Origin of the sequence: Pseudoalteromonas mucoides (genome assembly GCF_049257175.1) — a bacterium.
Lineage (GTDB): Bacteria > Pseudomonadota > Gammaproteobacteria > Enterobacterales > Alteromonadaceae > Pseudoalteromonas.
On record NZ_JBMMUC010000007.1, the window covers coordinates 169,469 to 192,374 of the forward strand.

At 41.0% G+C, this 22,906-nt stretch carries 24 protein-coding genes; 10 read left to right on the forward strand and 14 right to left on the reverse strand.

What is annotated here, in order from left to right:
• Positions 1-375, reverse strand: coding sequence for a BlaI/MecI/CopY family transcriptional regulator (locus tag AAEU30_RS10000; RefSeq protein WP_421960371.1), 375 nt, complete (start codon positions 373-375; stop codon positions 1-3).
• An 81-nt stretch (positions 376-456) separates the two neighbouring features.
• Positions 457-1,149 (reverse strand): pseudouridine synthase, encoded by a 693-nt coding sequence (locus tag AAEU30_RS10005; RefSeq protein WP_421960410.1) that lies wholly within the window; start codon positions 1,147-1,149, stop codon positions 457-459.
• Positions 1,150-1,232: 83 nt separating this feature from the next.
• Between AAEU30_RS10005 and AAEU30_RS10010 the strand changes: the two genes are divergently transcribed.
• A complete protein-coding gene (locus tag AAEU30_RS10010; protein WP_421960372.1) occupies positions 1,233-1,538 on the forward strand; it encodes a DUF6482 family protein in 306 nt (101 codons plus the stop codon).
• Between the two features lie 22 nt (positions 1,539-1,560).
• A complete protein-coding gene (locus AAEU30_RS10015; RefSeq protein WP_421960373.1) occupies positions 1,561-1,965 on the forward strand; it encodes a GNAT family N-acetyltransferase in 405 nt (134 codons plus the stop codon).
• On the opposite strand, the gene AAEU30_RS10020 is transcribed toward AAEU30_RS10015, so the two are convergent.
• From AAEU30_RS10020 to lptM, 8 genes are all read right to left on the reverse strand, one after another.
• Positions 1,962-2,324, reverse strand: a complete 363-nt coding sequence (locus AAEU30_RS10020) for a HopJ type III effector protein (RefSeq protein ID WP_421960374.1) — start codon at positions 2,322-2,324, stop codon at positions 1,962-1,964. The two genes, AAEU30_RS10015 and AAEU30_RS10020, sit on opposite strands and share 4 nt — an antisense overlap.
• Before the next feature lie 13 nt (positions 2,325-2,337).
• The gene (locus tag AAEU30_RS10025) at positions 2,338-3,462 is read right to left on the reverse strand and encodes a retropepsin-like aspartic protease family protein (protein WP_421960375.1); all 1,125 of its coding nucleotides are present in this window, start codon (positions 3,460-3,462) and stop codon (positions 2,338-2,340) included.
• Between the two features lie 11 nt (positions 3,463-3,473).
• The gene (locus tag AAEU30_RS10030) at positions 3,474-4,181 is read right to left on the reverse strand and encodes an HAD-IA family hydrolase (RefSeq protein ID WP_421960376.1); all 708 of its coding nucleotides are present in this window, start codon (positions 4,179-4,181) and stop codon (positions 3,474-3,476) included.
• 10 nt (positions 4,182-4,191) lie between these two features.
• Complete coding sequence (locus tag AAEU30_RS10035) at positions 4,192-5,157, reverse strand: tyrosine recombinase XerC (protein WP_421960377.1); 966 nt, start codon at positions 5,155-5,157, stop codon at positions 4,192-4,194.
• The gene (locus tag AAEU30_RS10040) at positions 5,154-5,777 is read right to left on the reverse strand and encodes a DUF484 family protein (RefSeq protein WP_421960378.1); all 624 of its coding nucleotides are present in this window, start codon (positions 5,775-5,777) and stop codon (positions 5,154-5,156) included. The genes AAEU30_RS10035 and AAEU30_RS10040 overlap by 4 nt, the downstream gene beginning before the upstream one ends.
• A complete protein-coding gene (gene dapF / locus AAEU30_RS10045; protein WP_421960379.1) occupies positions 5,774-6,604 on the reverse strand; it encodes a diaminopimelate epimerase in 831 nt (276 codons plus the stop codon). Before dapF ends, AAEU30_RS10040 begins: the two co-directional genes overlap by 4 nt.
• Before the next feature lie 63 nt (positions 6,605-6,667).
• The gene (lysA, locus tag AAEU30_RS10050; protein ID WP_421960380.1) at positions 6,668-7,921 is read right to left on the reverse strand and encodes a diaminopimelate decarboxylase; all 1,254 of its coding nucleotides are present in this window, start codon (positions 7,919-7,921) and stop codon (positions 6,668-6,670) included.
• Positions 7,922-8,116, reverse strand: a complete 195-nt coding sequence (gene lptM, locus AAEU30_RS10055) for an LPS translocon maturation chaperone LptM (protein WP_421960381.1) — start codon at positions 8,114-8,116, stop codon at positions 7,922-7,924.
• Between the two features lie 134 nt (positions 8,117-8,250).
• Here lptM and cyaY point away from each other — a divergent pair, with 134 nt between their 5' ends.
• The 8 genes from cyaY (at position 8,251) to add (ending at position 17,850) form a co-directional block, all read left to right on the forward strand.
• Positions 8,251-8,574, forward strand: a complete 324-nt coding sequence (cyaY, locus tag AAEU30_RS10060) for an iron donor protein CyaY (RefSeq protein ID WP_087531217.1) — start codon at positions 8,251-8,253, stop codon at positions 8,572-8,574.
• Positions 8,571-9,227: an alpha/beta hydrolase gene (locus tag AAEU30_RS10065; protein ID WP_421960382.1), complete on the forward strand. Its 657-nt coding sequence runs from the start codon at positions 8,571-8,573 to the stop codon at positions 9,225-9,227. Before cyaY ends, AAEU30_RS10065 begins: the two co-directional genes overlap by 4 nt.
• A 23-nt stretch (positions 9,228-9,250) precedes the next feature.
• Entirely contained in the window at positions 9,251-10,102 is an 852-nt protein-coding gene (locus tag AAEU30_RS10070; protein WP_421960383.1) for a DUF2914 domain-containing protein, read from the forward strand.
• 37 nt (positions 10,103-10,139) lie between these two features.
• Positions 10,140-11,090, forward strand: coding sequence for a hydroxymethylbilane synthase (gene hemC, locus AAEU30_RS10075; protein ID WP_421960384.1), 951 nt, complete (start codon positions 10,140-10,142; stop codon positions 11,088-11,090).
• Positions 11,091-12,926: a uroporphyrinogen-III C-methyltransferase gene (locus tag AAEU30_RS10080; RefSeq protein WP_421960385.1), complete on the forward strand. Its 1,836-nt coding sequence runs from the start codon at positions 11,091-11,093 to the stop codon at positions 12,924-12,926.
• Positions 12,923-14,026 (forward strand): heme biosynthesis HemY N-terminal domain-containing protein, encoded by a 1,104-nt coding sequence (locus tag AAEU30_RS10085; protein WP_421960386.1) that lies wholly within the window; start codon positions 12,923-12,925, stop codon positions 14,024-14,026. Before AAEU30_RS10080 ends, AAEU30_RS10085 begins: the two co-directional genes overlap by 4 nt.
• Before the next feature lie 39 nt (positions 14,027-14,065).
• Complete coding sequence (locus AAEU30_RS10090; protein WP_421960387.1) at positions 14,066-16,759, forward strand: CHASE domain-containing protein; 2,694 nt, start codon at positions 14,066-14,068, stop codon at positions 16,757-16,759.
• A gap of 89 nt (positions 16,760-16,848) precedes the next feature.
• Positions 16,849-17,850, forward strand: coding sequence for an adenosine deaminase (gene add, locus AAEU30_RS10095; protein WP_421960388.1), 1,002 nt, complete (start codon positions 16,849-16,851; stop codon positions 17,848-17,850).
• A gap of 37 nt (positions 17,851-17,887) precedes the next feature.
• On the opposite strand, the gene AAEU30_RS10100 is transcribed toward add, so the two are convergent.
• From AAEU30_RS10100 to AAEU30_RS10115, 4 genes are all read right to left on the reverse strand, one after another.
• Positions 17,888-18,295, reverse strand: a complete 408-nt coding sequence (locus AAEU30_RS10100; protein WP_421960389.1) for a CBS domain-containing protein — start codon at positions 18,293-18,295, stop codon at positions 17,888-17,890.
• 207 nt (positions 18,296-18,502) lie between these two features.
• The gene (gene fre, locus AAEU30_RS10105) at positions 18,503-19,216 is read right to left on the reverse strand and encodes an NAD(P)H-flavin reductase (RefSeq protein ID WP_421960390.1); all 714 of its coding nucleotides are present in this window, start codon (positions 19,214-19,216) and stop codon (positions 18,503-18,505) included.
• A gap of 86 nt (positions 19,217-19,302) precedes the next feature.
• Entirely contained in the window at positions 19,303-20,769 is a 1,467-nt protein-coding gene (ubiD, locus tag AAEU30_RS10110; RefSeq protein ID WP_421960391.1) for a 4-hydroxy-3-polyprenylbenzoate decarboxylase, read from the reverse strand.
• Positions 20,770-20,843: 74 nt separating this feature from the next.
• Positions 20,844-22,865, reverse strand: a complete 2,022-nt coding sequence (locus tag AAEU30_RS10115) for a methyl-accepting chemotaxis protein (RefSeq protein ID WP_421960392.1) — start codon at positions 22,863-22,865, stop codon at positions 20,844-20,846.
• Positions 22,866-22,906 lie beyond the last annotated feature (41 nt).

Sequence of the window (22,906 nt, forward strand, 5' to 3'; positions counted from 1 at the left end):
TTACTTTTGTTGTTTTTCCCAGTCATCAATCACTTTTTTAAGTTCGTTGATGTCTTGTTGAGAAAGCTGTTCGGACTTAGCAAAGCCACTAACCAGCGGTGCTATACGGCCACTGAAAAAGCGTTCAATAAAGTTTTGGCTTTCTTTTTGTGTATAGTCAGCGCGCTCCATGCAAGGAGTATAAATATACAGACGGCCCTCTTTTTCAAAGCTAAGTGCACCTTTTTTAACTAAACGGCCTAGTAATGTTTTGATGGTTTTTTCATGCCATTGCTTTTCATCGCTTAAGCGTGCAATGATTTGACTTGCTGTTGCTGGGTAGTCTTGCCAAAGTGCATCAAGCACTTCAAATTCTGCTTTTGATAATTCGATCATAGATGTTGCCTACAAGTGTAATCTTTTATATTAGATTACGCTTGTAATCAATTTTTGCAACTGTTTTTGTATAAAAAGTGATTAATTTTTTAAAATGTCGGATTTGCTAATTTTAAGGTAACTGTTTTCAGCAAGGTTGAGGGTCGTTAAGTTAAGCTCACTAATTTGCTCACGGTATAAATCAATAACCCGATAGCCACAGTAATGCGCCATTTTGCGAATTTGCCGATTAAGCCCTTGTTTTAAGGTGATGGTGAATTGATTCTCTGTTATTTTTTCAACAATACAAGGCAAGGTTATTTGTTTATCTACAGGGACTCCATTTGCCATTTTTTGGCAAAAATTATCATCCAGTGGTTTATCTACTTTAACAATATAGCGTTTGGGCTGGTGGAAGTCAGGATGAATGAGTTGATTACAAAATTCACCATCATTGGTCAAAATAAGTAAGCCTCTTGAGTCTTTATCTAATCTCCCGATAGGGTAAACACGTGTTGTATTAGGTAAGTGGTGGATTAAACTGCTGGGGTCGGTGTGGTTTAATTTGCAGTCGATGCCTACAGGTTTATGATAAGCAAAATAGACGTGTCTTGCTTTACCTTGAACACGATTACCGTTAACAACAATAAGGTCGTTATCATCAATGTGATCAATATGGTTTGCCGCACGGTTATTTACTGTGACTACGCCTTGATCAATGAGTCTCGATGCTTGTTTACGAGAACATAAGCCTGCATGGGCGAGGTATTTGGCAAGACGGATTTTTTCAGTCATAAGTGTTATTAAAAGTTCTAATTGATCAAAGTATAACAAAGCCACGTATTGAGCCTAACTATACTTTGCAAAAGAGTAAGATTATGGCGATTAAATTATCAGAGTTGGCTAATCACCAGCCTATCCAAAAAGTGATTGTTCACTCTCTTGAAATGGCGCTTTATCAGGTTTCTGTAATGATCAATAATGTGGAATATTATGTCACAGATGAGCATGATGAGTTTATTCGTGGCCTGAGCCCATTACATATTCAAAAGCGATTAGAGCATTTAAGCTACGTGCAAATGGTATTACGCCATACCAGTGCATATGATGAAATGTGCGGTCAGCCTGAAAAAGCTGAAAGTAATATGCTCGAGGTTCCTTATGGGAAAAACCATTTGTACTGAGATTAAGATTTTATGGGTTTAAATGTATACCTTAGTTAAAGACGATTCCATTGAGCTAAGTGCTCAGCTACGCTCAGAAGTAGTTGCATTTAACAACACGCACTTTAACGCAGAGCGTATTCCTTTGGGCTTTAAGATAATTGAAAAAACGGACCTGGTTGCAGGGATCTCAGGGCACGTTTTTGGTAATTGGTTATTAATCAGCTGGCTCTGGTGTGATGAGGGGGTTAGAGGTTGTGGTTTTGCCAAGCAGCTATTGAATGAACTTGAATTAGCCGCTGTAGAGCACGGCGCTATTGTTGCGCAGCTTGATACGTTAGATTTTCAAGCTAAGCCGTTTTACGAAAAAAACGGCTATCGTGTTACATACCAAATGAATAATTACCCACTCGATGGTACTCGTTACTTTATGGAAAAAGTACTTTAACTCTTGCTCGTAAGAACCTGTTTATCAACAAAAGTTATCCCTAAAAATGGAGTGGCTTCTGGTGCAAGCATAAAAGTACGAATATTCATGTGGTCTTCGCCATCAGGATTGCCTAATACCTCATCGCGATAAAAAGCACCAAAGCAATCTAAAGTATTTTGTTTACTAAGCTGATTCAGTTTCGCGAAGGCAAAAATTTTACATGAACCATTATTTTCATTAGCACCACTGACTAACCCATGGTTATTAAAACCTGATGGCGTAAATGTGTAGTTGTTATCAATGACAGCCATAGTATCGCTAAACGCAATACTTTGCGGGTCATTGGCTAAATTGCTGAGAAAATCGTTGAGGTTCATAGCTATCCTTAATTTATTGTTTGTCTAACTCTAGCTGATTTGTTTGCTGATTAATATTAAATTTAAAATGCTGCAAAAAGTTCATCCCTAGTAAACCATGCCCGGAATGTTGGCTGATAGCTAAAATATCAAAATCAGTGAGTACTTGTTGGCCAATTTTAATTGATTCAACGCGATATCGTTGTGCGGTAGTTTTGCCGTTAGCTGTGTTTACCATCATGGTGCCTAAATATTCAGGCGTTGGGTAAAGAGCATCAATCACTGTTTGCGGTAAAACGGTGAGGCTGGCGCCGGTATCAATCATTAATTGCGTGTTTAGTGCGTCATTCACGGTAATATCAAGTAAATAATGTGCCCCGTGTTTAGTCAGTGGTACTAACTCTACTTCTGAGTAAGCATTGTTAATTAAAGTTTGTAGCTCACTTGCTTGAGACTTGAGCGGATGCTCTTCATCCAGTCTATCTAGATTACTCTGCGCGCTGACTAAATCCCCCAGCTGATAAAATGCATTGGCTTGTGCCATTAAGTAATAGGGATTTTCACTGCTGTAATCTAACCATACAGCCGTTTGATTAACTATTTCTTGCCATGCCTCTCGCTTACTTAGGGTATTTATTTGGGCTTGCGTTAATTGAGTTAAACGCATGGAGACAGCGGCTTGCTCTGCTTCATTCGTCATGGCTTGCAGAGTAAAAAGTGCCACGATAGCTTGATGGGGCTGCTGGTTTTTAACTAAGCGTTCAACATCTAATTGCAGCATTTTTATATCATAAGGAAAACTGCTTAAAAATGCGTATAAGAAGGCTTCACTGGTTGTTAGTTCATTATTAAGCAGCCAGCTATCAAGTGTATCTAACCAGCTAAAATAAAGCTGTTCAGCTTCTAGCGGGTGTGAGTTGATCAATTGTTGATAGCTTGCTACAGCTGCAGTAAATTGTTGTTTTTGGAACTGATTAGCAGCCTGCTGGTATTCTGGACTGGTTGATTTTACACTGTGTTTTAGAATCGGTTTTGTCTTGGTTGATATTAAAGTTTGTGCTTGCGATTGAGTCGGTTTAGGCCAAAGTAAATAGGTATTGAGTGCAACCGAAAGTAATAATAAAAAGCTAACTAATTTAGTGTAAAAACCCCAGCCCATCGATAACTCCTTTATCTTAAAAAGTGTTTAAGCGCGTGAATGTTTGTTATTTCTACATCAGGTAAACCACGGTACGCATATTGTGTAGGTTGATCGCTTAGCCACAGTGATTGACATCCAGCGTTATGAGCGCCGTGCACATCAGTATCTAAACTATCACCAATATGTAAAATTTGCTCAGGTACTACGCTTAAATGCGAACAAGCTTGTTCAAACATGGTTGGGTGGGGTTTTGCTTTGCCATGTATTCCGGCTTGTAGTACCAGTTCAAAGACGCCATTTAGATTAAAGCGCTCTATTTCAACATTGCCATTCGTAATAGCAATTAAACGATAATGCTTACTAAGTTGTGAGAGTAGTTCTAAAACATCATCACTTACGGTTATTTGGCTGCGAGCGTCAGCAAACGCTTTATATGCAGCAGTGGCATGTAGCTTAAGTTGTTCGCCTTGGTAACCCAGTTTTGCTAACCCTAATTGTAGGGTATCTTTTCGCCATTGGGTCACGTTATCAACTAGCGCTGGGTTTTGCTTTACAGCTTGCTCTCTACATTGTTGCCAATATTGCTTACCTTGAGCTTGCCAGTCAGGTAACGCGTTTAAGTAATCAATTTGTGCTTGCACCGCGGCTTTAATAATGGGGTGATTGTTATAAAGCGTGTCGTCTAAATCAAAACTCAATACTTTTATGGGTGATATAGCACGGTTAAAACGGATCATACGTTTCCTTTTAATCGGTATTCTGGCGTTTTTTAGCGCGGGGGTGAGTGTTATCGTACACCTTAGCTAAATGTTGAAAATCTAAATGGGTATACACTTGCGTAGCTGACAAACTGCTATGCCCTAAAAGCTCTTGTACGGCTCTTAAGTCACCTGATGATTCTAGAATATGTGAGGCGAATGAGTGACGCAATTTATGCGGGTGTACCTGGCTGCTAATACCTTGCTTAATACCCCATTGTTGCATCCGTAATCGAACTTGGCGCACTGATATTCGGCATTTTTTACTGCTGACGAACACAGCTGGCTCGTCTGGATTGGCAAATTGCGGTCGTAACTTTAACCAACAATTTAATGCATCAAGGGCTTTGCCGCCCACCGGTAATAAGCGTTCTTTATTGCCTTTACCTCGTACCAGTATTTCACCTTCGCTGCGGTTAATATCCTGCATGTTAGCGCTAACTAACTCGCTAATACGTAACCCTGATGAATACATAAGTTCCATCATAGCTTTATCGCGGATAGCTAGGGGGTCATCGTCATCAATTTCTAATAGTCGTGCCATTTGATCAACATCGAGGTTCTTTGGCAGAGGCTTAGCAAACTTAGGGCCTTTAATTGCTTCAGCAGGATTGTGATAATGGCTTTGCTGGGTAATGTTTTTAGACTTAAGGAATTTATACAAGCTACGTATGCAGCTAAGCTTTAGGCTAATTGTTCTACCACTGAGTTGTTTGCTGCGCAGTGCCATGCTGTAGCGGCGAATATGCTCACCTTTTACGTCCTGCCAGTCATCACATAGCTTGCTAAAATAGTGTGCGGCAAATTGTAGCTGGCTAGTATATTGGGTAATGGTGTGCGCAGAGTATTGCTTTTCAAACCGTAAGTAATCACTAAACAGCTGGATTGGAGTGAGCCATTGTTCGCTCAATTGCGCTGTTAGTTGCTCTAAACCAGGAGGTTGCTCCTCGCTCATGCTAGTTCCAGTTTTAATTCCAGTAGTCTAAGCTGTAAAGAGCGTACAAACTCAAGTACAAAAAAGCTGTCTTTAGCGGGTTCAAAATGATTCACATCAAGGCTGCCAAAAGCTAAAATTGCAACTGGATGTTGGTTGTTGCCAATTAGGTACAAAGCAGTTGATTGGGTTTGCTCTGCAAATAATAAATCTCGCTCCTGTTGGCTAACTCGACCAAGGTAAGTGCCAGTGTCTTTTAGGCGATGTTCGATTAGTGCATCATATTTAGCTTCGTAGCGTACTAAATGACACTCGCTGATTGCAGGGTTGGTGCAAATAATATTTCGTAAGTTAGTCGCTAAGGTTTTAAAATCGTAATTAGTCCAAAGTTGACGGTGGCATTGGCTAAATAAGCGATAGATAGACTCGTTTTCAGTTGCTTGCTCAATCAGTTGCTCAATTTGCGCTTTTAGCTTGGTATTGTGTTCACGCAACTGGCGTTGTTGAATATGCACTAAAGACGTTGCGCCTTGAGCATGTTGCTGTAATTCAAGCTGTGCTAAAAGATCTGGATTTTGCAGCAAAAAATCCGGATTTTCAGTTAGAAAGTCGCTAACTTGTTGTTTGGTTATTTTACTCATAGGGCAACTTGTCCATCAAATACGTGCTCTGCAGGGCCTGTCATTCTTACTGGGTGACCTTCACCTTGCCAACGAACTTGTAAACTACCACCGGGTAAATCAACCTGTACCGTTGTGGCTAACTTGCTTTGAACCTGGCCAATAACCATGGCAGCACAAGCACCAGTACCGCATGCGAGTGTTTCACTCACACCACGCTCCCATACTCTTAGTTTAATATGTTCTTGCGAAATCACCTGCATAAAGCCCACATTTACACGCTGTGGAAAACGCTCATGGTTCTCAAGTAATGGTCCTAATGTATTTACATCAGCGGTCTCAATGTCATCGACCTCTAACACACAGTGCGGGTTACCCATAGAAACGGCACCACTAAATACAGTGTGTTCTTCGGCGCGAATAATATAGGTAAGCTCTCGTTTGCTGGCTTTGAGTGGAATCTTATTTGGCTCAAAATTTGGGTGGCCCATATTAACCGTGATTTGCCCATCTTTTTCAATATAAAGAGTAAGGTTACCTGATTTGGTAGAAACCGTTACCTTGTGTTTATTGGTTAAGCCTTTCATGCGTACAAAGCGCGCAAAACAGCGAGCTCCGTTACCGCATTGTTCCACTTCGTTGCCGTCGGCATTAAAAATACGATAATGAAAATCGAGATCAGGAGAATAGGGCGCTTCGACCATTAACAGTTGGTCAAAGCCAATGCCAAAATGGCGATCTGCCAATTTTTTGATTTGATCTCGTGATAAGAAAACGTTTTGTGTAATGTTATCAATTACAACAAAATCGTTGCCTAGGCCGTGCATTTTAGAAAAATTAACTAACATAGCGCTCTAATTCGGATTTGCTCTGCGCTAATCATGCCACAGAGCAGCCGGGTTACAAAAAGTTTATGGTAAAATTTTCTCGCCTTGCCATAAGCTTTCTACAGTTTCACGCGCGCGGATCAAATGGCTTTGTTCGCCATCTACCATTATCTCAGCAACGCGGGGGCGTGAATTGTAATTTGAACTCATAGTAAAGCCATACGCACCAGCACTAAGTTGTGCTAGCAAGTCGCCTTGCTTTAAGGCTAGCATACGATCTTTACCTAAAAAATCACCGGTTTCACACACTGGTCCAACAATGTCGAAATTATTAGTTGGCGTATTATCACTGTGTGGGCAAACAGGCACAATATTTTGCCACGCTTGGTAAAGTGATGGGCGTAGCATATCGTTCATGCCAGCATCCACGATGGCAAAATACTTATCTTGGTTTTGTTTTATAAACTCAACTTTAGTGACCAAAATACCAGCATTTGCAGCAATAGCGCGGCCTGGTTCAAATATAAGCTCTAAATCTTGGTAGTTTGCTAAACGTTCAGTGATATGCGCTACATATTCACTTGGGTGAGGGGGAGTTTCTCCATTATAAGGCACGCCTAAGCCACCACCTATATCAATATGACTCAGTACGATACCGTTTGCTTTTAACTCATCAATCAGTGCTAATACTTTATTTAAAGCTTCTAAGAATGGTTTAATCTCGGTAAGTTGTGAGCCGATATGACAATCCACGCCGGTAACTTTTAAGCCAGGTAACGAAGCTGCATATTGATACACACTCACAGCAGTAAGAATATCTATGCCAAATTTATTTTCTTTTAACCCTGTTGAAATATAAGGATGCGTTTTAGCGTCGATATCTGGGTTTACACGAATTGAAATAGGTGCAACTAGGTCAAGCTCAGTCGCTACTTGTGAAATACGGTCAAGCTCAGATACAGACTCAACGTTAAAGCATTTTATGCCAAGCTTAAGTGCGTACGCTATTTCATCTGCGGTTTTTGCTACCCCAGAAAAAACTACTTTTTTGGCATCGCCACCGGCTTGTATTACACGAGCAAGTTCACCTTTAGATACAATGTCAAAGCCTGAACCTAAACGCGCTAATACATTTAATACGGCTATATTCGAATTTGCTTTAACGGCATAACATACTAAGTTTTTATGATTTTTAGCAGCCTTAGCAAAGGCAAGATAATGGCGTTCAAATGTTTTTCGTGAATACACATAACATGGTGTACCGTATTGTGTTGCCAATTCATTGACAGCGATGTCTTCAGCGTGCAGCTGATTATTCTTATAGTCAAAAAAGTCCATCTATTGGTCCTGTTTCGATTCGGTTGTTGATGATGGTTTAACTGCTTCAGTTGAAGCTTGCTTTTGTTGTTGATTTGGTTCTACTTTTTCATCGGGTAAATACAATGGGCCGCTTTGGCCACAACCAGCGAGAGTAATAAGTAGTACAGCAATTGGGGAAAATTGTTTTAATTGTTTAAGATGCATCTCTTTCATTAGATTAATCGCGTTGCTGGCTTTATAATCGCAGATTAACAGAATATCTAAAAAATGCAGCTATTCGCGGATGATTTTATTCCTGTTACACTATCTGCATGTAAATTGTACCTAATGCCGTTAAGGAAATAACAATGACAGACCATGAATATCACCAATTAGCCGAAGCACTTATGTTCACAATCGAAGAGCAGGTTGATGATTGCGAAGCGGATCTAGATTACGAATCAGCAGAAGGTATTTTAGAGATTATTTTTGCTGATCGCTCTAAAATAGTGATCAATAAGCAGGCTCCTTTGCACCAAGTTTGGGTGGCAACTAAATTTAATGGCCATCACTTTGAACTACAAGGTGATAAGTGGATTGATAACCGCTCTGGTGCAGAATTTTGGCAGTTTATGAATGACGCAGCAACGCGCCAAGCAGGTCAAACAGTTGAGTGGCAATCAGAGCTATGAGTTTAGAATTTGTAGAGCACCCAGCAAAAGGTGAGCATAAAGCCACGGTAATTTGGCTACATGGTTTAGGTGATTCAGGGGAGGGTTTTCTGCCTGTTGCGTCACAACTTGCACTACCTGAAGAGCTTGGTGTCAGGTTTATATTTCCGCATGCCCCTGTACAGCCTGTTACAATTAATGGTGGCATGGCAATGCGCTCTTGGTACGATATTAAATCAATGGATTTAGACAAGCGTGCAGATGAGACCGGTGTACGTGAGTCTGCGGCTAAAGTAGAGCAACTTATTAAGCAAGAATTAGAAAATGGCATTGCTGCAGATAAAATTATCTTGGCCGGTTTTTCACAAGGTGGTGTAATTTCACTACACTTAGCACCGCGATTGCCGCAAAAGCTCGCAGGTGTAATGGCACTTTCTACTTATATGTGTGTACCAGAGAAGCTGACCGAAGAAGCAAGACAGACAGGTTTAACCGTGTTTATGGCTCACGGTCGTCATGACGATGTAGTGCCACATAGAGCGGGTCGTAATGCGTTTGATGTTTTATCAGCGCATAACATGGATGTAAGCTGGCAAGATTACTCTATGGCTCATCAGGTCTGTGGGGAAGAACTAATGGCGATTCGCCAATGGTTAATTGCTCGCTTAAATTAATTTTTTAAAGCATTGAGGCTATTATGAGTCAAAAGATCGTGATCACTGCAAATATGAATAGAAGCGCAGGCACCGCGGTGCCCGAGGTAACTTATCAATGGCATTGGCGACGTATTCTAACTGTTGCGTTACTAGTTGGTCTGGCGTTGATGGTTTTTGCATATAGTCTGATGGGCTCTGTTAATGCTGAACAAAACGATTCAGCCACTGACGAACCAGCTCAGTTAATTTCAGCATTTGAAATAATTGAGGAAAAGGTGGAGCTGACTGATGAGCCACTCATCGCCCAGCATGATACTGAGGCCTCAGAGTCTCTAGATACGGCTCAAGCTCCAGTAACTGTTATTGATAACGAGAGTGATATTATTGCTGAAGCAGCGCCTGAGGTTACACTACAAGCTAACTCTTCACAAGATGAAGCTGCCATTGAAGAACCCGAACCCATTGAGCAAAATGTTGAGGTTACGCAAGCAAATGCAAGCCAAGATGACTTTGCCGCAACAGCTCATATTGCCAGCGTTGCTTTAGGTGCTAAAATAGATACTGATAAAGTAAGCCGCGCAGTTTTGACTCGAGATGTGGTTGAGCGTGAACCTGTAAATGTATTTAAAGCGGATATTCGCTTCTCTGAATTTACCGAGAGTTTGGCTTTTTTTAGTGAGTTGAAAAATTTACAAGGTCAACGAATTAGGCATATTTGGCGTTATGAAAACCAAGTAATGGCAAGTATTGAGCTTAAGGTTACCTCGCCGCGTTATCGTACTTATTCAAATAAACATATTTTACCTGAGCAAACAGGACAATGGCGTGTTGACGTGGTTGACGAACAAGACCATCTACTTGCTCAAAAAGAATTTCGAATTTTAGCTGATTAAACGATTTTTTGATTAGCAAAGAACATTGGACCTTTTCATGACTACACAAGCAACAGAAAACAAAAACATCGTTCGTATCGCCACACGTAAGAGTGCTTTAGCACTTTGGCAAGCGGAGTTTGTTAAAGCACAACTTGAGCATTTTCATAATGATATCCAAGTTGAACTCGTTCCTATGTCAACCCAAGGTGATATCATTTTAGATACGCCTTTGGCCAAAATAGGCGGTAAAGGCCTATTTGTTAAAGAGCTTGAACAAGCAATGCTTGATGGTCGTGCGGACATTGCCGTGCATTCAATGAAAGATGTGCCGGTTGAATTTCCTGAAGGGTTAGCACTACACACTATCTGCCAACGTGAAGATCCGCGTGATGCTTTTGTGTCAAACAATCATGCGAATATCGAACAGTTACCACAAGGTGCGATTGTTGGTACCTCTAGTTTACGCCGCCAGTGCCAGATACGTGCGTTGCGCCCAGATTTAGTCATTCGTGATCTACGTGGCAATGTAAATACTCGCTTAGCTAAATTAGATGATGGTCAATATGATGCAATTATTTTAGCTGCTGCAGGCTTAATTCGTCTTGAGATGCATGATCGTATCAAAGCGTTTATTGAGCCAGAGATGTCTCTTCCAGCTAATGGTCAAGGTGCTGTGGGTATTGAATGTCGTATTGATGATGAAGTGACAAAAGCATTGCTTGCGCCATTAGAGCACAACGAAACACGTATTCGCGTTAATGCAGAGCGTGCTATGAATCGTCGTTTAGAAGGCGGTTGCCAAGTGCCAATTGGTGCTTATGCATTAGTTGATGGCGATCAAGTTCATTTACGTGGTTTAGTAGGCGCCGTTGATGGAAGTGAAATATTGCGTGCAGAAATCAGCGGTAAAGCAGTTGATGCACAAACGCTTGGCACTCAATTAGCTGAGCAACTACTTGAAATGGGCGCAGATAAAATTTTAGCTGACGTATACAGAGACGCATAAATGCCACATATCCTGATAACTCGCCCACAAGGAAAAGGTGCCAGTCTTGCGCAGCAACTTGAGCAAGAGGGTTATCAGGCGACTTTATTTCCAGTGCTAGAAATAAACGCCCTTGAACCTAACGGTGCTCAATTAACACCCTTATTAAATGCCGATAAAATTATTTTTATCTCACAAGATGCTGTTACTGCATTATTAGCACTTAAGCCTGATATCAACACGAAAGCACAGTTTTACGCGGTAGGCGAACAAACAGCAGAAGCTGTTTGGCAAGCTTTTGGCATACGCGCAGCTGTGCCAAAACAACATGATTCAGAAGGCTTGCTAGCACTCACGTCGTTGCAGCAAGTGGCAGGGCAAAATATTGTTTTGGTCAAAGGCAAAGATGGCCGGCCGACTATAGCGCAAGCATTAAAGCAGCGTGAGGCATTTTTAAATAGCTTAGTTGTTTATCAACGCGGTCCTGTTAAAGGAAATGCCACAGACTGGATAGACCACTGGCAAAGCATTGATGTTGAAGGTATAGTCATAACAAGTAACGCGGCTGTTGATGCTATTTTCCGTCAACTTTCGTCAAAACAACTACAATGGTTAAGACACTGTCAGTTCTATGTTGCGAGCAATCGAATTGGTGAATACCTTAAGCAACAGTTAGACTCGGCAAACATACACATTGCTGCAGGCGCGAGCGATAGCGCTATGTATTCCTGCATCAGCCAAGGTAATACTATGAGTGAAAATGTAAAGCCAACAACCTCTTCAGAGGCAAAACCAGCACCCGCTAAGCCAACAGCAAAGGCGTCGTCTGCGTCAACGGCAACAAAAGAATCAACAATGCAGCAAAATAATAAACAAAGCATAAGCAAGACAGGCAGCTTAGCGCTGATTATTTCTCTCATTGTGGCATCGGGGGTGGGTTATCAGTTCTATCAAAAACTCAATTCTGAGCAGCAAGCTAACCAGTTAGTGAATCAATTAACGATTGATAATCAGCAGCTCAATAAAGAATTAAATGCAGTTAAAACCGCGCAGCAAACACTACAGCAGGCATTATTTAATAGTGAGAAAAAAGTAGCAGCGGCTATCGCGCAAAATACAGAGCAAACTCAGCAGCAGTTAGAAAGCGCACTGCAACGTGCTGAGCAGCAAGCTTATAGCTTAAACCCACAAGAAGTGACAAGCTTACAGCGCATGGCTGAATTTAAATTGTGGGCTGAGAAAGATTACCAAGGTGCTAGTGCGGTATTATCGCGCTTAGATTCACTACTTGCCGAGCACCCCGGAACAGGCGCTATTCGCCAAGCAATTCATCAGGACTTACAAGCGCTCAGTAGTGTGCAAAGTGTGCCCGTTGAAGCTATTTATTTAAAGCTTCATGGTATTGTTGAGCAAATTGAAAAACTTGAATTCAATGCCGTGGCTTTACCACAAGAAGTGGGGCAAGACGATCAGCATACATTGAGTGAAAACGTAAGTGATTGGCAGCAAAACTTACTTAATTCATGGCATCAATTTACCGACAATTTCATAAAAATTCGCCAACGCGAAGACATGTCTATTGAACCTTTATTGACAGAACAAGAGCGCCATTTAATTCAACAGCGTTTGAGTTTGTACTTATCACAAGCGCAAGATGCACTGTTAACCAAACAGGCGAGTATTTATTTTACTGCTGTTAGCCAAGCACATATTATTGTGAAAGAGTATTTTAAACAGGATGACCCTCTCACTAAAAGTACGCTTAAAGCATTGAGTGAATTAAGCAAAGAGCAAATGCACTTTAGTCCAGAGGTGAAACTGCAAAGCACCGAGCAGGTCAAGGAGTGGGCACAATGATCCGCCTGATATTGCTAATTTTAGCCATTGCAGTGTTACTTGCTTTATCACCTATGTTAATTGGTGAAGTGGGTTATGTATTAATTTCGTTTAATCAAACGACAATTGAAGGCTCAATAGTTGCCTTTTGTGCGACTTTTTTAGTTGTCGCACTGGGCTTATATTTAACTTATAAACTTATTCGTTATATTTGGTCTTTATATAGTAATACTCGTCATCGTTTTTTTGCCCGTAGTGAAGAGCGTAAGCAAGCAGCAATTGAGCAAGGGGTTTGGAGCTTAGTTAATAGTGATTACGAGCAGCTAGAGCTTGCATTAGCAAACAACAGTGTTACGGATTCATGGCAAGACCTACGCTATGCTATGCTCGCCAAAGCCGCTTTACACAATAACGACTCTAGCAAAGCAATTGAGCAACTAGATAAAATCAGCCCTGCAAATCAATTGAAAGCTGCTAAGCTATGGCTTGCCAGTGGTGATAGCAGTACTGTTACGGGTGAGTTAAAAGTATTAGCTGAAGCTAAGAAAGCCAGTGCGCTGGAGCTCAAGCTATACGCTGAAGTGCTCGTACAGCAAAAGAAATGGTCTGCACTTGAACAGTTTATGCCACGTTTATTAAGTAAAAAAGCACTTACTGATAGCCAATGGAATGTATTATTCGCAGCTTATTTTAATGCTCAGACTGAACTTACTGAAAAGTACCAAGCATTAAGTAAACACTTGAAAGCAAAAGCAGACTCGGCATATTTAGCTGCTATGGCAAAAAGCGGGCGCTTAAGCGAAATAGAGCTGACTTTACTAAAAATGCTGAAAAAGCCTGATGATCAGCATCAACTTGCGAAAATACTTAAAGTATCCGCGCCGGGTGATGCATTAAAACTGCAAGCTAACTTACAAGACGCCCTGAAAAAGCAACCGGACAATCAAGACTTATTATTAGCATTGGCATGTTTGGCAAATGCACATGGTGAATATGATCTTGCAGCGCGGGTGTTTGATAAAGCTTTGACGCCAAGTAATCAACGCGACTATTTAGCGCAAGCGCAGCTTAGTTATAGTAAAAGTGCTCAACCACAAAAAGCGCTCGATCTTTATTTGTAATCACTCAATTACTTAATTAGGCATAGGAGCGCCAAGACATTGAAGAATACCTTTACATTAAGCTTCAGTCTTGCGTTTGCTTACCTTTGTACAGGTTATTTTAGTAACCTGTTACTGGCTATTGAAGGTTATGCGGTTGCTTCATGGCCACCTTCGGGTATTGCACTTGCTGGTTTTTTACTTGCTGGCCGCCGTGCTTTGTTTGGTGTGCTACTAGGAGCGCTATTAACTAACTTAATTCACCTTGACCGCGCTGTAGATATACTCCATTGGCAAGTTTTTTTGCAGGCGTTATGTGTTTCATTAGCTGCGACTTTGCAAGCTTGGGTGGGTTGTTTCCTTATTACAAAAGTGATCAAAGCCCCTTTAGACTTATCATCGTTAAAGCACAGTGTGCAAAGCTTAATTGTGGCTGGGCCAGTGTGCTGTACTATCGCGGCGAGTACAGGCACAGGCTTACTTGTTATCAATGACGTTATCCCTGCACAGCAGGCCTTTAATAACTTTATTGCTTGGTGGGTTGGTGACAGTATCGGGGTGTTAATTTTTACCCCCTTAATGCTAGCCGCTTTTAACTACGCGCAACTACGTCACCGCTTACAAGTCATCTTACCTTCTTTGCTTATTTATCTTGTGATCAGTGTTTGTTTTTATGCTGCAGCAAGCGTGAAAAAAGAAAAAGACACAGAAAAAAAAGACGCAAAAGTCGCTGAAATCCAGTCAGAAATTAATCATAAAATAGATGAGATTTCTGGGCACTTGGCATTACTCGCAACGTTTTTTGCTAGCAGTAATGAAGTTAGCTATAGCGAGTTTAAACGCTTCACTTCTCAACAACTCGAATATAACCGCGAAATTATAGCTTTTGAATGGGTGCCTGTTGTTCCGTTTTCCGGTGTTGAACAATTTCAACAACAGATGAGGCTACAAAATGCTGACGCTCAGTTTATAAAAGAAAAGTCTCCCCAAATGTATTGGCAAAAAGCAGCCAAACGCGAGTTGTATTTCCCCGTCCGATTTGTGCACCCATTGGCTGGCAATGAAGATATTATCGGTTTTGACTTAGCCTCGAATGAACAGCGTTATCAAGCCTTGATGATGTCAAAGGCGTTGAATGAGTTAGTGCTCAGTGAGCCAATTAAGCTAATGCAAAAAGTGTCAGATAAAAAGGCGGTATTGTTCTTCGTTCCCGTTTTTGGTGATTTAGACACGTTAGGAGATTTTAGAGGGCTAGTAGCAGGTGTCGTGAGTATTTCTCGGCTAATAGACAATCTGCAGTTTGAGCACCATAGTGAAATAAGTGCAAACTTTTATGACGTTACGGATGCGCAAGCAAAGCAGGCTATTTTTATCAGCCCCCACAAAGGGCTTGAGCTACTCAAGGAATATCAACTCTTAATTGGTAAACGCATTTGGCAGGTTGAGCTACTTGAACCTAAGGGGCCAACATCTTGGCTTGTATACTGGCTCGCACAAATTGTAGGCATGCTATTTGTTTGGCTGCTGATTACTTTTTTAATTTCTGTTACAGGGACTAATATCCAAGTGAGAGAGCAGGTGGCACTGCAAACGCGAACGTTACGTGAAGAAAAGCGCAAAGCCGATCAAGCGAGTCAAATTAAGAGTCAATTTTTGGCTAATATGAGCCATGAAGTTCGTACCCCAATCAATGGCATAAAAGGGCTGCATTATTTAGCACTACAGCAACAAGATTGGCAGCAAGCTAAACGTTATATTGAGCAGGCTGACGGTGCTCTTAGCGTTTTACTAAGAGTGCTTAATGATGTATTAGATTTTTCTAAAATGGAAGCTGGTAAGCTTGAGCTTGTGCAAGAGCCGATTGCTTTAAACCAACTGACTGATGAATTAATGAATTTAGTACAATTTGACGTAGGGGTGAAATCACTGGCTTTAGAGCTTGAAATTGATAAAAGCGCTGAACTTATACTCAATACCGACCCTATTAGGTTAAAGCAAATACTGCTTAACTTATTAAATAATGCCATTAAGTTTACTGCATCAGGTTCTATTATCGTTAAAGTATGGCAACAGCAAAACAGTACTTTTTTTAGTGTTAAAGACACCGGAATAGGCATAAGCCCGAGTGCACAACAGCAATTATTTCAACCTTTTGCCCAAGCCGATAGCTCCACATCACGCCAGTTTGGTGGCACAGGTTTAGGTTTGAGTATCTGTAAAAAGTTGGTGGAGTTGATGGGGGGGAGTATCTCCTTGCAAAGTGCGCAGGGTCAAGGCTCCACTTTTAGTTTTTCATTACCTAATAATTCACCTTTGCCACAAGCACAGCATTTGGCTCCTTTGCATAATGAGGTTGATGTTAAGGCTTTATCATTTGCAGGAATAAAGCTGTTATTAGTCGAGGATAATCCTCTGAATCAACATGTTGCCTCTGCTATTTTAAAAACAAAAGATTGTATAGCTGATATTGCTAATGATGGTTTTGAGGCAATAGAAAAAGTTTCAGAAACGAAATATGACCTAGTTCTTATGGATATTCAAATGCCGAATATGGATGGTCTGCAAGCGACGAAAGTGATTCGCAATGAATTATATATGAGTGAGCTGCCTATCATCGCACTATCGGCAAATGCCCATGATGATGATATTAAGAAAGCGCTAAATGTCGGCATGGACGGCTATTTAACTAAACCAATTGATGCTGAAAAGCTATTTAAAACAATTTGGCACCATACGGCTAACCATGACAAATGACCTCTTTATTACAAACAAAATCAACTAAACTTGAATTACCGATTTAAGTGCGTATGATGCGCGAAAATTTAAAAGACTGAGTGCTAACTATGATCAATAAAAAACTCCCATTGCTTGATATCCATCGCCACCTTGATGGTAATGTGCGAGCACAAACAATATTAGAATTAGGGCGTCAGTTTAATATTCAATTACCTGCCGACAATGTTGCAGCATTAACACCCCATGTTCAGGTCATCGACCCTGAGCCAAATTTAATGGCGTTTCTACAGAAGCTAGATTGGGGCGTCGCTGTATTGGGTGATTATGATGCGTGTCGTCGAGTTGCTATTGAGAACATTGAAGATGCGCAAGCACAGGGACTTGATTATGTAGAGCTACGTTTTAGCCCTTACTATATGGCTCAAAGCCAAGGTTTACATCCTCAAGGAGTGGTTGAAGCCGTGGTAGATGGCATTAAAAGCGCAACTCAAACTAGTACCGTAAAAGCAAATTTGATTGGGATAATGTCGCGTACTTACGGTACAAAAATTTGTCAGCAAGAACTTGATGCCTTACTTGCGTTTAAAAATGATTTAGTAGCGATAGATTTGGCTGGGGATGAAATTGGCTTCCCAGGTGAATTGTTTGTCGATCATTTCAAACAAGTTGGCGATGCGTACTTGGCTGCGACAATTCATGCTGGTGAAGCTTTGGGCGCTGCCAGTATTTGGCAGGCAATAAATGAATTAGGTGCTAGTCGTATAGGCCATGGTGTAAAAGCAATCGAAGATACTACACTGATGGATTATTTACGTGATAAAGGTATTGGTATTGAGTCATGCTTAACGAGTAATATCCAAACCAGCACAGTTGCTAGCTTAGACGTGCATCCGTTAAAACGTTTCTTAGATCATGGTATTTTAGCCTGTATTAATACAGACGACCCTGCCGTTGAAGGCATCGAAATTGAGCATGAGTACAAAGTGGCTGCACCTGCAGCGGGTTTAACTCAAGCCGATATGGAAAAAGCGCAAGTTAATGCTTTGGAAATTGCTTATCTCAGTGAAACAGATAAGCAGCAATTGAAGCACGTTGCCGCTGCACGATAACAGCGACGACAAGGCGCACTTAATAAGTGCGCCAATGCTATTGTTGACAACTTAGGTAATTATCATAGAGCGCTTTTAAAATATCGCTACGACCAATCATACCTATAACAGTAGTCCCATCGACTACAGGGTAGTTTTTCGGTTTACCAGTTTTCATTTGCTCTGCTAGTTCAATAATATTGCTATCACCGTTTACGGTTACCACTTCAGTTTGCATCAATTGAGATACCTTCACTACGCCATCACAAAAATAACTATTTTGCATTAATGGCTTTAGTAACTCCTGCTCTGAAATAAAGCCAACTAAACATTTATTATCATCAAAGACCGGCGCGCCCAGTAATTTGAACTTTTGTAGTTCAGCAATTGCTGTTGTCATCTCTGTCGCAGGGGTGATATGCGGTAACTTACGTTGCATGAAATCTTTTACTTTTGTATTTAGCATTTGGGTCTCTCCCAATTATTAAGTTAGGTAAAGTATGGTCAATGAGTGGAGTTTTGTGAAATTGTTTATGTTGATTAAACTGATAGGTTTGAACTATCAAGGTTAAGTTTTTATTATGCTAATTGAATTGTAGCTAGGCTTGAAGAAAAGAGAATATTGGGGGAAATGTAAAAGCACCGGCAGTGCTTTTACAATAAGCGGGTATTATTACTTGATAAACGCGAACGCGTCGGCATACATATTTTCGCGGATTGCGCCATGGGCTAGGAAGTCATCACGAACGATACCTATCATGTCAAAACGTCCAGCCATATATATATCGTATGGTGCTAGTGAAGCAATGTCACTCATCACCGCTTTATGTACATAGCCTGTATGTCCAGTCCAGCTATCAGTAGGGTTTTCAACTACAGGAATAAACTCAAAGTTTTCGCGGCTATCGGCCCAAGCTTGCATTTCTTGGTGAGCATATAGCGCAGATTCTTCGCGCACACCCCAGTAAAATAACACCGGGCGATCACAACCAATCTCACTTAAATGATCAGCCATAGACTTTACATATGAAAAGCCTGTACCGCCAGCAAGCAATATAATAGGGCGTTCACATTGTAGGCGAAGTTGTGAGATACCAAGGCCAGTTTCAATGGTTACTTTGCTATTATCTTGGTGTGCAGCACGCAAGTGATCTAATGTTTGCATTGCATATGAATCAGCAGCAGATGCACCTATGTGTAACTCAAGCTGATCAGATTGAGAAGGGCGGCTAGCAATAGAAAATGCGCGTTTATCTTTTTCACCTAAAACAACTTGTAGATACTGACCAGCTTCAAATGTCACGCTTTCTACTGGCTTTAAAACAACTTTATGAACAAATTCAGTTAATGGGCTGATAGCAATAACTTCAGCGTGTAATGTTTGCATGTTTTACCTTAAATTAGCGGAGATGCAGTTTATTTGAGCAATAGTAGCATATCCGCACAGTGAGTTTACAGTCTCTTGCTAGTGAGTTAGAGAATATCTAAGCTATCCCAAAGTTCATCAACACGATCTTTGGTTTCTTGATTCATTACAATTGGTTCACCCCATTCTCTATCTGTTTCGCCAGGCCATTTGTTTGTTGCGTCCATCCCCATTTTTGAGCCTAGGCCAGAGACAGGTGAGGCAAAGTCGAGATAGTCAATTGGTGTGTTTTCAATCAAAGTAGTATCGCGAGCGGGATCCATACGTGTTGTAATAGCCCAAATCACATCATTCCAATCGCGAGCGTTGACGTCATCATCACAAACAATCACAAACTTGGTATACATAAACTGACGTAAAAATGACCAAACTCCCATCATGACGCGTTTAGCGTGACCAGGATATTGCTTTTTCATGGTCACAACAGCCATACGATACGAGCAACCCTCTGGTGGCAAGTAAAAGTCTACAATTTCAGGGAATTGCTTTTGTAAAATAGGTACGAACACTTCATTTAATGCAACCCCTAAAATCGCCGGTTCATCAGGTGGGCGGCCAGTGAAGGTGCTGTGGTAAATAGGGTTTTTACGGTGGGTCATGTGTGTAACGGTCATCACTGGAAAGTCATCTACTTCGTTATAGTAGCCGGTATGATCGCCATATGGACCTTCGGGGGCTGTTTCGCCTGGCACAATATAGCCTTCGAGTACAATTTCAGCGCTTGCAGGAACTTGTAAATCATTTGAAATCGATTTAACGACTTCAGTTTTGCTACCACGTAATAAACCTGCAAAAGCATATTCACTGAGTGTATCGGGTACTGGGGTAACTGCACCTAAAATAGTCGCCGGATCTGCGCCTAATGCGACAGACACGGGATAAGGCTCACCTGGGTTTTCTTTACACCATTCTTGAAAATCCAGCGCGCCGCCACGATGTGATAACCAGCGCATAATGATTTTGTTTTTGCCTAGTAATTGTTGACGATAAATACCTAAATTCTGACGCTTTTTATATGGTCCTTTGGTAACTGTTAAACCCCATGTAATCAGTGGTGCTGCATCACCAGGCCAGCAATGTTGAATGGGCAGTTTAGTTAAATCTACATCGTCGCCTTCAATAATAACCTGCTGACATACCGCCTTTTTTACTTCTTTAGCGGGCATGTTGAGAACTTGTTTGAATACAGGGATTTGACCTAGAGCTTCTTTAATACCTTTTGGTGGCTCAGGCTCTTTTAAAAAAGCTAATAGCTTACCTACTTCGCGTAGCTCACTTACATCATCTTGACCCATGCCCATTGCAACGCGCTTAGGAGTGCCAAATAAGTTAGCTAAGACTGGAATATCATGTCCTTTTGGATTTTCAAACAATAAAGCAGGGCCTTTAGCACGTAAAGTACGATCAGCAATTTCGGTCATTTCTAAATAGGGATCGATTTCTTGGTGAATGCGTTTTAATTCGCCTTGTTTCTCTAGTAACTCAATAAAATCACGAAGATCTTTGTATTTCATGGTTGGCCGCTTTAAAGCTTAAATTTAGCTCATTATACCCAGTTCAGAGTGAGCAAGTCACCTAAAGTAAACCGTTATAGTTTAAAGCGTTCAACGGCACTAGTCAGTGAGTGTGCAAGTTGATTTACATCTTCACTTTGAGTTGCGAGAGTGCCTGCATGCTGGGCATTACTTTGTGCTTGTTCAGTAACAGTTGCCATTATTTGTTTAATTTCATTACTGTTATTGAGTTGATGATGGGATGAATCGGCAATTTGTTGACTCATTTGATTTAGAGTGACCAAGGTGCCTTTTATTTTATCGACCGCTTGGTTTAGCTCACTACTATTGGCCACGCAATCAGCGGCTTGTTGTTGGCCGTCGTTAATTTCCTGCTGTGCAGCTTGAGCTTGTTGCTGCAGAGTTTGGATCATGGTGTGAATCTCATTAGTGGAGCTTTGGGTTCGTGCAGCTAGTGAGCGAACTTCATCGGCAACCACTGCAAAGCCTCTGCCGTTTTCACCGGCTCGAGCGGCTTCAATAGCGGCATTGAGTGCCAGTAAATTAGTTTGCTCTGCAATGCTGCTGATAGTATCAACAATGGCACCAATAAGTTGTGTATGTTGTGCCAGCTCTTCAGTGCTTTGTACGGCTTGCTCTAAACGTGTTAGTAGAGCTTTAATACGCTGGCTATTTCTATCTGCAATTTGGTTTACATCATTGGCAAATTGAGACGCGTTGGCTATCTCATTTGATGTGTTATCAGCTTGCTCATAAACAGCTTGTGAATTACTCAGCATATTTTGTGCAAGTGAAGTCGCCTCTGCTATACGCTCAAGTTGCTGTGTGGCCGCTACCGTCATTTGTTGGCCTTGCTCGGATGTTTGAATAGCAGATTGATCCAAGGTATGGGCGTTATCGCTTATATCAACAAGTAGCTTACTTAAATCATCTATCAAGCGATTTATATTTGCCAGTAATACACCAAACTCGTCGTCACTGCGTGGCTGAGTCCGTTTAGATAAATCACCGGAGGCAATTCTTGATAGCGCTTTATTTACAGCGTGTAAAGGCTTAAGCATTGTGCGTGTTGTAACAACAGAGATTAACGCGGCAAAAGATAGTAACACTAAGCTAATAATACCAACCAGCGTTGAGCCTGTTGTAATCGTCGATTGTGCATCATTTTGTAATGACGAAAAGCGATTGTCAGCCAATTGCTTTAGCTCGGTTAGTAATTTTTCGGTGTCTTGAAATCGCTGCTGAAAGTTATTGAAAGTACGCTCAGCGTTCTCGCGACTAGTTAAAATAATCGTTTGCTGCTGATAGATATCTTGGAGCTTTTGTTGCAACGTATCCATTTGAGATGTTAAAGCGGTAAAGTTAGCATCATCTTCAAGTTCACTTGCTTGTTGTTTTAAATAGGTAAAATTGGAATTAGCATTATCGAGTAGAAACCCTGTATCTTGTTGGTGTTCTGCTAATATTTGTAAGGCATTTATATGCTTTATACTTTTAACGTTATTACTCAAAGTAAACAGTAAGTCATCTATTCGTGTTGCTGTACCAACGATAGCTTCAAGTAATCGTTGCTGTTCAATTGATACCTCAAGTAACTCTAAATCAAGCAAGTTGTTACTGAGGGTTGTTATATCGTCGATATAAACCTGGCTATACTTAGCAACTGCCGCGGTAGCAATTAAGCCATTTTGTTTAGCATTAAACATGTTGCTGCTGGTTGCTATTAATTGGTTAAAGTCTTGCGCGATGTTAGCAAGCAATGCTTGCATTGTTGGCTGATCCTGTAACTTTTGACTAAGCATTATGAGTTTAGTCTCAAATAGCTGTTGCTCATTAATGGCTTGTTGCTGCTCCTGTTGCAATTTAGCTATTTTACTTTGGCTAAATGCTACAGCATTAAATTTAGTGATAGATAATAACGATAATTGCAGGGCATTACTTTGTTGCTGTACAGGCACTGCTAGGGTTTCTATATCTGAGTTAGCAGCGCTGATTTTGCCTAGGGACCAATAAAAAAAGCCACTGCTGAGTAGCATTAATAGCCCTATTGCAGAGAATGCAAAAATCACTTTATATTTTATCGTCACAGCTCGCATAACAGACTCATTAATACCGACTTAGTAATGAGTGTAGCAGT